At 70.7% G+C, this 11,519-nt stretch carries 11 protein-coding genes and 2 pseudogenes; 6 read left to right on the forward strand and 7 right to left on the reverse strand.

Annotated elements, in window-relative coordinates:
* Positions 1-296 precede the first annotated feature (296 nt).
* Positions 297-1,640, forward strand: coding sequence for a polysaccharide lyase family 1 protein (locus ACFWU6_RS32940; protein ID WP_383811012.1), 1,344 nt, complete (start codon positions 297-299; stop codon positions 1,638-1,640).
* A gap of 67 nt (positions 1,641-1,707) precedes the next feature.
* Here ACFWU6_RS32940 and ACFWU6_RS32945 read toward each other — a convergent pair.
* The 3 genes and pseudogenes from ACFWU6_RS32945 to ACFWU6_RS32955 all read right to left on the reverse strand — a co-directional run.
* A pseudogene (locus tag ACFWU6_RS32945) lies at positions 1,708-1,872 on the reverse strand (IS630 family transposase); the annotation flags it as partial.
* Positions 1,873-1,887: 15 nt separating this feature from the next.
* Positions 1,888-2,424 (reverse strand): hypothetical protein, encoded by a 537-nt coding sequence (locus ACFWU6_RS32950; protein WP_383811009.1) that lies wholly within the window; start codon positions 2,422-2,424, stop codon positions 1,888-1,890.
* Between the two features lie 152 nt (positions 2,425-2,576).
* Positions 2,577-2,981, reverse strand: coding sequence for an STAS domain-containing protein (locus ACFWU6_RS32955; RefSeq protein ID WP_383985055.1), 405 nt, complete (start codon positions 2,979-2,981; stop codon positions 2,577-2,579).
* 273 nt (positions 2,982-3,254) lie between these two features.
* On the opposite strand from ACFWU6_RS32955, the gene ACFWU6_RS32960 reads away from it, so the two are divergent.
* Complete coding sequence (locus tag ACFWU6_RS32960) at positions 3,255-3,779, forward strand: VOC family protein (RefSeq protein ID WP_383985058.1); 525 nt, start codon at positions 3,255-3,257, stop codon at positions 3,777-3,779.
* Positions 3,780-3,935: 156 nt separating this feature from the next.
* On the opposite strand, the gene ACFWU6_RS32965 is transcribed toward ACFWU6_RS32960, so the two are convergent.
* Complete coding sequence (locus ACFWU6_RS32965; RefSeq protein WP_383985061.1) at positions 3,936-5,147, reverse strand: hypothetical protein; 1,212 nt, start codon at positions 5,145-5,147, stop codon at positions 3,936-3,938.
* A gap of 76 nt (positions 5,148-5,223) precedes the next feature.
* Here ACFWU6_RS32965 and ACFWU6_RS32970 point away from each other — a divergent pair.
* Positions 5,224-5,493, forward strand: a pseudogene (locus tag ACFWU6_RS32970) (transposase); the annotation flags it as partial.
* Between the two features lie 75 nt (positions 5,494-5,568).
* Here ACFWU6_RS32970 and ACFWU6_RS32975 read toward each other — a convergent pair.
* Together ACFWU6_RS32975 and ACFWU6_RS32980 are read right to left on the reverse strand one after the other, a co-directional pair.
* On the reverse strand, positions 5,569-6,000 hold the full coding sequence (locus ACFWU6_RS32975; RefSeq protein WP_383985064.1) for a PPOX class F420-dependent oxidoreductase: 432 nt from the start codon (positions 5,998-6,000) through the stop codon (positions 5,569-5,571).
* 80 nt (positions 6,001-6,080) lie between these two features.
* Entirely contained in the window at positions 6,081-6,560 is a 480-nt protein-coding gene (locus ACFWU6_RS32980) for a MarR family transcriptional regulator (protein ID WP_383810995.1), read from the reverse strand.
* Between the two features lie 144 nt (positions 6,561-6,704).
* On the opposite strand from ACFWU6_RS32980, the gene ACFWU6_RS32985 reads away from it, so the two are divergent.
* Entirely contained in the window at positions 6,705-7,655 is a 951-nt protein-coding gene (locus ACFWU6_RS32985) for a SigB/SigF/SigG family RNA polymerase sigma factor (protein ID WP_383985066.1), read from the forward strand.
* A gap of 17 nt (positions 7,656-7,672) precedes the next feature.
* Here the strand turns inward: ACFWU6_RS32985 and ACFWU6_RS32990 are convergent, their stop codons facing one another.
* Positions 7,673-8,338, reverse strand: a complete 666-nt coding sequence (locus ACFWU6_RS32990; RefSeq protein ID WP_383985068.1) for a VanZ family protein — start codon at positions 8,336-8,338, stop codon at positions 7,673-7,675.
* 254 nt (positions 8,339-8,592) lie between these two features.
* On the opposite strand from ACFWU6_RS32990, the gene ACFWU6_RS32995 reads away from it, so the two are divergent.
* Entirely contained in the window at positions 8,593-9,645 is a 1,053-nt protein-coding gene (locus ACFWU6_RS32995; protein ID WP_383810986.1) for a glycine betaine/L-proline ABC transporter ATP-binding protein, read from the forward strand.
* Positions 9,645-11,435: an ABC transporter permease/substrate binding protein gene (locus ACFWU6_RS33000; RefSeq protein ID WP_383810982.1), complete on the forward strand. Its 1,791-nt coding sequence runs from the start codon at positions 9,645-9,647 to the stop codon at positions 11,433-11,435. The genes ACFWU6_RS32995 and ACFWU6_RS33000 overlap by 1 nt, the downstream gene beginning before the upstream one ends.
* Positions 11,436-11,519 lie beyond the last annotated feature (84 nt).

Below are 11,519 nucleotides of genomic sequence, written 5' to 3' on the forward strand. Positions count from 1 at the left end.
CAAGGACTCCGACCTCTCGTACAACTGACGGGCCCGGGGCCTGTCACGTCTTTCGGTCCTTGTCGCGGTCTCCCATGATGGTGCCCGCTGCCCCTCCCGAGCCTGGCCATCCGGGAGTACCGCGGCAACTGCCCGCACACCTCCTGAAGCCCTGAAGTCACTGCTGCCGACGTCGGCCGGGCGACGTTGAGTCGCGGGAAAAGCGGAGGAGAAAAATCCCCGCACGCGGCAACCTTTCACGGGTCGGCGGCCACTGACAGGGCGTAACCCCATTTCTCCTCCTGTAAGGAAGCCTCGTGGCTGCTCGCTCCCACCGCCGGTCCCTCCGCTCCCGTCGTGCCGCCGTCATCGGCGCGGCCGCCGTGGCCGCGTGCGTCGGCTCTGGTGTTGTCGTGATGAACGCCAACGCCGGGACCGTCGACCTGTACCACCAGACGCTCACCGCGAAGGACGGCTGGGCGTCCTCCGGTACGGGGACCACCGGTGGCACGAAGGCCGACGCCGCCCACACCTTCACCGTCTCCACCCGTGCGCAGCTCGTGAAGGCGCTGGGCTCGGTCTCCGACACCACGCCCCGCATCATCAAGATCAACGGCATGATCGACGCCAACACCGACGACAGCGGAAAGAAGCTGACCTGCGCCGACTACGCCCTCGGTACCGGCTACTCGCTGTCGGCCTACCTCAAGGCCTACGACCCGGCCGCCTACGGCCGCTCCAAGCTGCCCTCCGGCACCCAGGAGACGGCACGCGCCGCCGCCCAGGCCAAGCAGGGCAAGAACATTGTCTTCAAGGTCCCCGCCAACACGACCATTATGGGCGTCCCTGGCACGAACGCGGGCCTCACCGGGGCCATGCTCCAGATTCAGAACGTGGACAACGTCATCGTCCGCAACCTGACCTTCGCCGCCACTGAGGACTGCTTCCCGCAGTGGGACCCGACCGACGGCGACGACGGCAACTGGAACTCCAACTACGACTCGGTGTCCCTGCGCGGCGCGACCCACGTGTGGGCGGACCACAACACGTTCACCGACGCGCCGCACTTCGACAGCGCCAACCCGAAGTACTACGGCCGCGAGTACCAGATCCACGACGGCGCCCTCGACATCACCAAGGGATCCGACCTGGTGACCGTCTCGCGCAACCAGTTCACCAACCACGACAAGACGATGCTGATCGGCAGCAGCGACACCGACAGCGTCGGCAAGCTGCGCGTCTCCATCCACCACAACGTGTGGAAGGGCATCATGCAGCGCGCCCCGCTGGCCCGCATCGGCCAGATCCACATCTACAACAACTACTACGACGTCACGCCCCTCAACGGGTACACGCCGCAGTACAGCATCAACTCCCGAGCCAAGGCTCAGATCGTCGCGGAGAACAACTACTGGAAGCTGCCGTCCGGCGCGAAGGCCGCCAAGCTCCTCAGCGGTGACGGAACCGGCTCGGTCAAGGGCTCCGGCAACCTCGTCAACGGCACGGTGACCGACCTCGTCGCCGCCTACAACGCCGCCTCGTCCAAGGACCTGAAGACCACGGTCAACTGGACCCCGACCCTCACCACGGGCCTGGAGGCCTCGGCGAGCAACCTGCCGACGTCGCTGGCGACGACGACGGGGGCGGGCGTGCTCAAGTAGCACCCGAGACACGCGAGGGCCGGGAGACCACGAGCCCCCGGCCCTCGCGTACCAGGCCGCGCGGTCCGCCGCGCCACGGACTGTAGGCGGCCCGGCGCCTGCGTCTCGGCTCACGGTCGGGGTCCTTGTGCTTGCCGCCGAGCTCGGCCCACTGCCGGCCTGGGTGGGGACTGATGTCGAGCGGCCCGAACTCCTCCATGCAGAACCTGACTTCGGGCTCGCCGTCCTCGGGGTGCCGCTGGCACCCTCACTCCCTGACGCCATACTCGGCAGCGGATGCCGCCCCCGTGACCGTCCAGATCGCCATGCCCCACAGGCAGAGCGCAGAGATCAGGCCCACCACGAGGCGAACGGTCTTGTCCGGGCCGTCCGTGAGCCACACGGCCATGCCCGATGCTCCGGCCACGATCAACAGCGCTGCCGGCACCCGCAGCCGGGGCTGCCCGAACACCGCTGCGAGCGGGAGGAAGTGGAGCCCAACGACAACCGCGACCAGTGGTGGAATGAGCACTGGCATTGCGGCGCGAGCGCACACCGCGGCGATGGCGACGATCAGCAGCCACTGGAGACCGTTGATCTGATTGAACCGCCGACGTCGGTCGGCGGGGAATGGGCCCCCTGCCGACGAGGGGAGAAAACGGCGCGCTGCGAGCATCAGCCCCAACGTGACGGCACAACCGACCACGACCTCGACCAGCCGTACCAAGCCGTCGAATGCACTCGTGGCCAACAGCCACCAGCCGAGGCCGAACAACGCGAGGAACCCCACCCCTGACTTGAACATGATCGACACCCTAGGCGGAAGAGCAGCCAGCCGACCGGAGAATTCTCGAGGTGGCGCGCCTCGCCAACCGGCGACCTCAGCTCCCGACCATCCCCGAACTCAGTCGACGCTGGGGTCAGACCGCAACAGGGCGAACGTCGGCTGATGCGGCACTAGACGCCGGACAGCCATCCGGCACCGAAATCCGAGCGGTCGCGTGCGCGCTGCGCCCGCTCCTCGAGCAGCCGGCGAAAGCCCGCCAGCGCGTACCGCTCGCCGGTGGCCGAGCCGCGCCCGCGGATGCCCGCGACATCGGCCATGAACTGCTGGGGCCGGGGCTGCCAGCCGACGACCAGGACGCGCAAACCCAGGTTCTCCGCCCGCCGGTGCAGTGCCAGGAGGTGGAGCAGGCCGTCGGCGTCCATGGACATCGCGCCGTGCAGGTCGACCATGAGGTCCCGCTCGCCGGCGGTGACGCCGTCCAGCGCCCGCTGGAGCGCCTTGCCCGCGTCTTCGTAGAGTGTCCCGGTGACGCTGACCAGGACCGTGCCGTGGCGCTGGACGTTCGTGGTGATCAATGCGTTCTCCTTCCGCCCGGGGCGCCGGGGCCCTCGGGGCTCCCCATCCTGACGCGGCGTTCCCCCGGACGGGTGCGAGGCGCGCTGACGCTCCGACACCAACCTGGGCACTGAGCCTTTTCCATCCTCAGTGCGAGGTTCGAGAGGGCGGACGGCTATGACCGGGGTGCTGACGAGGATGGCGCTGGTTTCATGCTTGATCTAGGACCATAACTGTCCTAGTTGAGTTCTAGTGTCATCACATCCGAAGAACCACAGGAGGGGACGACAGCGATGAGTCACACTGCACCTGAGGGCTACACCAGCGTTGCGCCGTGGGTGGTCACCGACGACACCGGCGCGCTGCTCGACTTCATTACCCTCGCGTTGGATGGCGAGGAGATTGCACGGGTGCCGGTCGAGGACGGCACCATCGGCCACGGCGAGATCCGAGTCGGCGACACGGTCGTGCTGGCCTTCGACCGACGGCCCGACTGGCCGGTGATGCCCTCGCTGTTGCGGGTCTACGTCCCGGACGCGAACGCCGCCATGGCCGCTGCCGTTTCGCACGGGGCGCAGGTGATCACCGAGGTTGCTGACAGTGCGTGGGGGGATCGCGGCGGCAGGGTGCGGGACCCGTTCGGCAACATCTGGTGGGTGATGAGCCGGGTCGAGCACATCGCACCGGACCTTGCCTGGCAGCGGATGTCCGAGCCGAAGTACGCCGAGGCGATGCGCACGGCCCAGGAGACTCTGGACGCCGCGCTCAGCGGCCGGGAGGCAGGGGTGGCCAGCACTCCGCAGCGCCCGACCCACTGAGATTGCCTCCGCTGAAATGCTGGGCGGACAAGGCGTACCAGGGCGCCGGCCCCATCCGAGTCCCGTTCCGGGACCGCCGATAGTAGTGCTTTGTCAGTTGGTGTCGTAGGGCTGCCAGGTGGGTTGTCGGCAGGTTGGGCAGGTGGCGATGATGTGTCAGCTCGGGCGCTCGTAGTTGGTCAGGACGCAGCCCTCGACCTGGGCCTCCTCCAGCCGGTAGCCGGCCGGCGCGGTGAAGCCGGTCTCGCAGTTCAGGTACAGGAACTGGAGCTGATACAGCCCGCGGCGGACGTTCGCGTTGTTGGTCTCCACGGCGATGTTCGTGCCGACCAGCAGCTTGCTCGCCGTGGCCTTGAGGCGCCCGTCGTCCTTCAGGTCGGCCAGCTGCGCCGCCTTGGCCTTAGTCTGGAGGGTCTTCATGTCGGAGACGGTGTCCAGCCAGTTCAGGTTGTGCGCGCGCCGCTCCCCGCCGAGCTGGCCGCAGACCGCTCGCTGCTTGACGCCCCAAGCGCTCGCGGGGCCGTCGACGACCGGCATGTAGTCGATCGACTGTACCTGCTCGTCGGTGACCTTCATGCTCGTGCAGTCGACCGTGTGCGGGCTGACGAGCTTCTTCAGCTCGGCGATGCTGCCGGCGCTCGGCAGACCGAGGCTGCCGGTGGACGGCTGGCCCGGCTTCGCGGCTCCCTCGGTGGAGGGGTCGCGGACCGCCCCGCGGTGGGGGCTGCCCTGGCCGTCGGGGCTGTTGACGTAGTCGGTGAGGAAGCAGCCCTCGACCAGGGCCTTCTCCTTCTTGAACCCCTCCGGGACGAAGACGTCGGGGTTGCAGCTCAGGATGCGCAGATCGGAGTTGGGCGGGTCGACCAGGGACACGGCGGTGGCGGTCTTGAGCGCGGTCAGGGCGAAGGTCTTGCCCACGACCGTGCGGCTGGCGAGGTCGGTGTCGCCCCGGCCCTCGGCGAGCAGCTTCGCGGCGTTGTCCTTGGCGGCCTGCTGGAAGGCCTTCATGTCCGGGGTCAGGAAGAGGACGATCTCGCCCCGCGCCTTCTTGTCCGTGCAGACGCCGCGCTCCGTGATGCCCCAGTCCCCGGCGCCGATGAACCCGCTCAGCGGCACCCGGCTGTCGTTCGGGTCGGTGCTGAGGTTCTCGCAGGACGTGTACTGCTGTACGTGGGCCTGCACCCCGGTCAGCGTGGCGGGCGCGGCGCCGGCGCCCGCGGCCGTGGGGGAGGCGGGGGCGGCGCCCCGAGCGCTCGCGGAGGGGCTCGCGGCGGGCGGGCCCGGCTTGGGCGAGTCCTCGCAGGCGGTGGCGAGGGTGGTGAGCGCGGCGAGGGCCGCGGTCGCGGCGGATATCCGCTGGAGGCGCATGGGTGTCTTCCGTCGGCTGGACACGGCACGGGGGGGATGGCGTGCCCATGCTAAGGCCTCGCTGATAACTGACCTTGTGGCAGGTCGAGGTGAGTTGACGGAGGCGGCGTGGGAATGGATAGAGCCCTTGTTGTCGCAGGTGGATGGGCGTGGTCGGCCGTGGCGTGATCACCGGCAGGTGGTCAATGGTGTGCTGTGGCGGTTGCGGACCGGGGCTCCGTGACGTGACCTGCCCGAGCGGTACGGGCCGTGGCAGACCGTCTATGAGCGGTTTGCCCGCTGGGAGGCGGACGGCACGTGGGCAAGGCTGTTGGAGCCTGTGCAGGTCCGCGACGACACGGAGGGCCGGGCATCGGGCCCGGCGGCCGGGTGGCCGCCGTCGGCCGTCGGCAACCCCGGGCCGGGCGGCGGCCGTCGGGGGTCAGTGGAGGTCGGCGCCGTAGACGTGGTCGACCGTCATCGTCAGCAGCACCCTGCGCTCGGAGACCATGACCGCGCGGTACTCGTCCCAGTCCGGGTGCTCGCCGGCAGCGAGCCGGTAGTAGTCCACAAGCGCCTGCACCTCCGGGCCGTGCGGGTCGCTGCCCGGCCCGACGAGCGTGGCCCTGCCCTCCGCGCTGGCCCACGAGCGGCCGTCCGGGGCGGTCACCTCCAGTGTGGCGCGCGGGTCCCGGCGCAGGTTGGAGACCTTGGCGGTCCGCTCGGTCGTCGACACCCGGATGACGCCGGCCGTCCGGTCGTACGCGGGCATCACCGGGGAGAGTTGGGGGCGCCCGTCCGCCTTGAGGGTCGCGAGCACGCCGAGGCGGCTCGCTGCGAGCAGGGCGAGCGGGTCGAAGCCTGTGTCGGTCATACCGGCCCCAACGGGGAAGCGGGCGCCGTGTATTCCGGGCGGGGGCGGACCTCGGCGGAGTTCACCGGGACGGTCCGGTCCTAGTCGGCCGCGCGCTCGCGGACAGGGGAGGCGTCGACGAAGCCCGCGCCCTCGGCGGGGGAGGCGCCGGAAGGGGCACCGGCCGGGCCGGTGTCCTCGCCGGGGGAGGCGTCGGCAGGATCGGAGCCGTCCGGGTCCTCGGCCGGGGAGGGGTCGGAGGCGAAACCCGGGGCGTCCGGGTCGGCGGCCGCACCCGTCAGCAGGGCGAGCAGGCCCGCCACCTGGACCCCGGCCTCGGCCGGGTGGCGGAAGACGGCGCCGGTGGAGATCTCGTACCGGTTGCGGCGGCCGTCCCGGACGCGCCGCAGGTACCCGTCCGCCTCCAGGTCGGTGACGATCGTCTGCACCGTGCGCTCCGTCAGCGCGCACACCGCGGCGACATCCCTGAGCCGTACGGCCGGGTCCCGGGCGATGGCTACCAGGACGCGGGCGTGATTCGTCAGGAATGTCCAATTTTGTCGCTGAGACATGCTCCCCATGCACTCATGATGCGTTAAATGATTCAGGTGACGCAAGACGTGAAACGCATTTCCGGCAATTCTTGACGTAAGAGCAGAAGCGGTCCACCATCTACGGCAGTCAAGGTCCCGCGCCGCAAGCCGACCAGCCCAAGGAGCGAACCCATGCCGGTCCCTGCCCCGTCCGTCCGCACCGCCCCCCGCACCGCCGCCGTCCCCCAGCCCCGCCGCAGCTCCGAGGCCGCCCGCATCGCGGGCCTGCCCCGGATCGAGGAGCCCCGAGAGGTGGGCCCCGCAGACGCGAGGGAGCTGTCCAAGGTCTTCTTCCGGCGGCTGCGCGAACTGAACGAGGGCACTCCGGAGTACCAGTACGTCCGCAACACGCTCATCGAGATGAACGCCTCACTCGTGCAGTACGCCGTGCGCCGCTTCCGCAGCCGGGGCGACGGCGGGGACATCGAGGACATCGTCCAGGTCGGGACCATCGGCCTGATCAAGGCCATCGACCGGTTCGACCCGGCGCGCGAGAACGAGTTCTCCACCCTCGCCATGCCGTACATCACCGGCGAGATCAAGCGGCACTTCCGTGACACCTCCTGGGCCGTCCGCGTCCCGCGCCGGCTCCAGGAGCTGCGCATCGACATAGCCAAGGCGAAGGAGGAGCTGACCGCGGCGCTCGACCGCTCGCCCACCGTCGCGGACCTCGGCAGCCACCTCGGCCTCACGGACGAGGAAGTCATAGAGGGCCTCGTCGCCGCCAACGGCCACACCAGCGGCTCCCTGGACGCCCCGCACGCCGAGCACGGGGACGGACCCACCGAAGGCCACACCCTCGCCGACGTCATGGGCGAGGAGGAGCCGGCCATGGAGCTGGTCGAGGACATCCAGACCCTGGCCCCGCTGCTGGAACAGCTCACCGACCGCGAGCGCCGCATGCTGCAGATGCGCTTCGGCGACGAGCTGACCCAGTCGCAGATCGGCGCCGCGCTCGGCATCTCCCAGATGCAGGTCTCCCGACTGCTGACCCGGCTCCTGGCCCACCTGCGTACCTCGATGCTGGAGGACCGCACGGACGCCGCGCGCACGGCGTCCGTGTCCACCGCAGACCGGGCCTGATGCGCCCGGGCGGCCGTTCACCCGGCGGGAGACCGCCGGGTGAAGCGGTGCCACCAGTGGTGCCTGCGGGGATGCACGGCCCGGCCCAGCCGCCGCCCGATCAGCAGATAGCCCAGGAGCGCGCCCGCCGTGTTGAGGATCACGTCGTCGACGTCGAAGGCCCGGCCGGTGACGAGCGCCCCCTGCACCAGCTCGACCAGCGTCATCACCACCATCGTGCTCACCGCCACGCGGGCCAGCCCGCGCGCCTGCGGGACGAGGACCGGCAGCAGAACGCCGAACGGCACCCCCAGCAGCAGGTTCCCCCCGAGCTGGCGCGCCGCCTCCCGGACCGTCCCGTGGTCCAGGTAGGCGCGGATGGACTGCCCCGGGTGCACATTGCTGTACGTGAGGGCCTCCGAGGCCGGTGACGGCTCCAGGGTGAGCCGGGCCAGGACCACGCTGAAGGCCACCGTGCCGGCGAGGGCGGCCAGCATCGCCGCCGCCCGGAGCGCCGGATGGGCGGGCCCCCGGTCCCGATCCCGGTCCCGGTCCCGGATCGGAACGGCGGTTTCCGTAAGAGTGGGCTCCGACACGCTCCGCGCCGCGGAACCCGGGGCGGCGACACCCGCCCCCGTGGCCGGCTCCGGGGCGCCGCGCCTGCCCCAACTCGGCCTGATGTTCGCTTTCCAGCCTGGTTTCATGGCCTTCGCTTACCCAGCCGCACGCTCTCAATCCGTGCCGCGCACGGCTCATCGCACCCGCCCGCCCCCGCGTGAGGTGGATCACCTCCGCGTTTGCCGCTGTGAACGTCGGGCAGGTGGGCCGCCGGAGCGGAACCACTCACTCCGGCGCTTCGCGCCGGGCGCGTGGCGCACGCGGGCCGACCCCGTCCCGCTCCACGGCCGCAGCCGGCCCGCCCGGCTCCCGCCGTACCGGAACGACCCCCGAGGTGCATGTGTCCACGCTCCAGGCCGAACACGTCTACAAGGTGTTCGGAAGACGACCCGCCGACGCCGTACGCGCGCTCGAGAACGGCTCCGGCCGTGACGAGCTGCGTGCCGACGGGACGACTGCCGCGGTCATCGACGCCTCCTTCAGCGTCGAGCCCGGCCAGATCTTCGTCGTCATGGGTCTGTCGGGGTCCGGCAAGTCCACGCTGCTGCGCATGCTGAACGGACTGCTCGAACCCACCGCGGGGCGCATCCTCTTCGACGGACAGGACCTCACCGCGCTGAGCGCGCGCGAGCTGCGCCGCGTGCGGTCCAGGAAGATTTCCATGGTCTTCCAGCACTTCGCCCTCTTCCCCCACCGCAGCGTTCTGGAGAACGCCGCCTACGGGCTGGAGGTGCAGGGGGTGGACCGCGCCGAGCGCGAGCGCCGCGCCGCCGAGGCGCTGGCCCTGTGCGGCCTCGAAGGCTGGGAGAGGTCCTGGCCCGACGAGCTCTCCGGCGGCATGCAGCAGCGCGTGGGCCTCGCCCGCGCGCTGGCCACCGACGCCGACCTGCTGCTGATGGACGAGTCCTTCAGCGCCCTGGACCCGCTGATCCGCCGCGACATGCAGGACCAGCTGCTCGAACTCCAGCGGCGCCTGAAGAAGACCATCGTCTTCATCACCCACGACCTCAACGAGGCCATGCGCCTGGGCGACGGCATCGCCGTCATGCGCGACGGCCGCATCGTCCAGCAGGGCACCGCCGAGGACATCCTCGTCCGCCCCGCGGACGAGTACGTCGCCTCCTTCATCCAGGACGTCGACCGTTCGCGCGTGCTGACGGCCGACGCCGTCATGGACGGGCCCCCCGCGGACGCGGACGCCTGTGACTGCCCCACCGTCAGCGCCGACACCCCGCTCGCCGACCTGTGCGCGGTCAGCGCCCGGGTCCCGCACCCGGTCGCCGTCACCGGCGAGGACGGGGCCGTCGTGGGCTCCGTACCGCAGGACCGCCTGATCGCCTTCATCGGCGACGAACAACGGCCCCCGATGGCCTGTGCGGAGGTGGCGGCCTGATGCCCCGCCTGCACCTCGGCTCCTGGGTCGACAGCGGTGTCGACTTCCTCCAGCGCCACCTGTCCTGGCTGTTCGACGCGATCAGCACGCTCGTCACCGGCCTCTACGACGGCATCGACGCCGTCCTCTCCGCACCGCACCCGCTGCTGTTCGCCGGCATCCTGGCCGTCGCCGCCTGGTGGCTGCGCGGGCTCCTCGCCGGGGTCCTGGCCTTCGCGGGCTTCGCACTCGTCGACGCGGTGGACCTGTGGTCCGACGCGATGTCCACGCTGTCCCTGGTCCTGGTCGCCACCCTCGTCACCCTGGTGTTCGCGATCCCGCTCGGGATCTGGGCCTCGCGCTCGGACCGGGTGAGCGCGGTCCTGCGGCCGGTCCTGGACTTCATGCAGACGATGCCGGCCATGGTCTACCTCATTCCCGGCATCATCTTCTTCGGCGTCGGCGTGGTCCCCGGCATCATCGCGACCATCATCTTCTCGCTGCCGCCCGGCGTACGGATGACCGAGCTCGGCATCCGCCAGGTCGACCCCGAACTCGTCGAGGCCGCCGACGCCTTCGGCACCACCCCGCGCGACACCCTGGTGCGCGTCCAGCTCCCCCTGGCGCTGCCCACCGTCATGGCCGGCATCAACCAGGTCATCATGCTGGGCCTGTCCATGGTCGTCATCGCCGGCATGGTCGGCGGCGGCGGTCTGGGCGGCGCCGTCTACCGGGCCATCGGCAACGTCGACATCGGCCTCGGCTTCGAGGCCGGCATCTCCATCGTCATCCTCGCCATGTACCTGGACCGCATGACCGGTGCGCTCGGCCGCCAGGTCTCCCCGCTCGGCCGGCGCGCCCTGGCCAAGGCGCGGTCCGCCGCGACCGGAGCGGCCAAGGTGTGGAACCACCGCCCCCAGCCCGCCTACGCCGTCAGCGGGGCCGTCGTACTGGCCCTCGTCGCGGGCGGCCTGAACGCCTTCGGCGCAGCCGACGAGAGCGGCCCCACCGGCGCGGCGAACATCGGCAAGGGCCGTACCCTCTCCCTCGGCTACATCCCCTGGGACGAGGGCATCGCCTCCACCTTCCTGTGGAAGGAGCTGCTGGAGCGCCGCGGCTACAAGGTCGACGCCCGCCAGCTGGAGGCCGGCGCGCTCTACACCGGCCTGGCCGGCGGCCAGCTCGACTTCCAGACCGACGCCTGGCTGCCCGTCACCCACGCCCAGTACTGGGAGAAGTACGGGAACAAGCTGGAGGACCTCGGCTCGTGGTACGGCCCCACCTCGCTGGAGGTGTCCGTGCCCGCGTACGTGAAGGACGTGCGCTCGCTCGCCGACCTCAAGGGCAAGTCCGCGCAGTTCAAGGGCCGGATCATCGGCATCGAGCCGAGCGCCGGCGCGATGTCCATCCTGAAGGACGAGGTCCTCGGGAAGTACGGCCTGGACGGCGAGTACGAGGTCGTCGACGGCTCCACCCCCGGCATGCTCGCCGAGCTCAAGCGGGCCCACGAGAAGAAGGAGCCCGTCGCGGTCGTGCTGTGGTCCCCGCACTGGGCGTACTCCTCCTACGAGATGACCAAGCTGGAGGACCCGAAGGGCGCCTGGGGCAAGGGGGACGGCATCCACACCCTCGCCCGCAAGGGCTTCGCCGCCGACGAGCCGAAGGTGGCCGAGTGGCTGCGCTCCTTCAAGCTCACCGAGGAGCAGCTCACCGGCCTGGAGGCGAAGATCCAGGAGACGGGCAAGGGCAAGGAGCAGCAGGCGGTCCGCGCCTGGCTGGCCGAGCACCCCGAGGTCGACCGGCAGGCCTGACCCCGGTCACGACCGGCACTCCGTACCGAAACGCCGGCGGGGGGGGGGGGGCCGGCGAGAGCCCCCCCCCGCCGCGGGGGTCGG

It is taken from the genome of Streptomyces sp. NPDC058674 (assembly GCF_042716505.1).
In the GTDB taxonomy this organism is placed as follows: Bacteria; Actinomycetota; Actinomycetes; order Streptomycetales; family Streptomycetaceae; genus Streptomyces.

What these genes read in the sequence shown, in the direction of transcription:
- ACFWU6_RS32975 (WP_383985064.1), bottom strand. Translation starts at nt 6,000, where the DNA reads ATGACCGACACAGGCTTCGACCCGCTCGCCCTGCTCGCAGCGAGCCGC.
- ACFWU6_RS32990 (WP_383985068.1), bottom strand. Translation starts at nt 8,338, where the DNA reads ATGAAACCAGGCTGGAAAGCGAACATCAGGCCGAGTTGGGGCAGGCGC.
- ACFWU6_RS32960 (WP_383985058.1), top strand. Translation starts at nt 3,255, where the DNA reads ATGAGTCACACTGCACCTGAGGGCTACACCAGCGTTGCGCCGTGGGTG.
- ACFWU6_RS32965 (WP_383985061.1), bottom strand. Translation starts at nt 5,147, where the DNA reads ATGCGCCTCCAGCGGATATCCGCCGCGACCGCGGCCCTCGCCGCGCTC.
- ACFWU6_RS32980 (WP_383810995.1), bottom strand. Translation starts at nt 6,560, where the DNA reads ATGGGGAGCATGTCTCAGCGACAAAATTGGACATTCCTGACGAATCAC.
- ACFWU6_RS33000 (WP_383810982.1), top strand. Translation starts at nt 9,645, where the DNA reads ATGCCCCGCCTGCACCTCGGCTCCTGGGTCGACAGCGGTGTCGACTTC.
- ACFWU6_RS32950 (WP_383811009.1), bottom strand. Translation starts at nt 2,424, where the DNA reads ATGTTCAAGTCAGGGGTGGGGTTCCTCGCGTTGTTCGGCCTCGGCTGG.
- ACFWU6_RS32985 (WP_383985066.1), top strand. Translation starts at nt 6,705, where the DNA reads ATGCCGGTCCCTGCCCCGTCCGTCCGCACCGCCCCCCGCACCGCCGCC.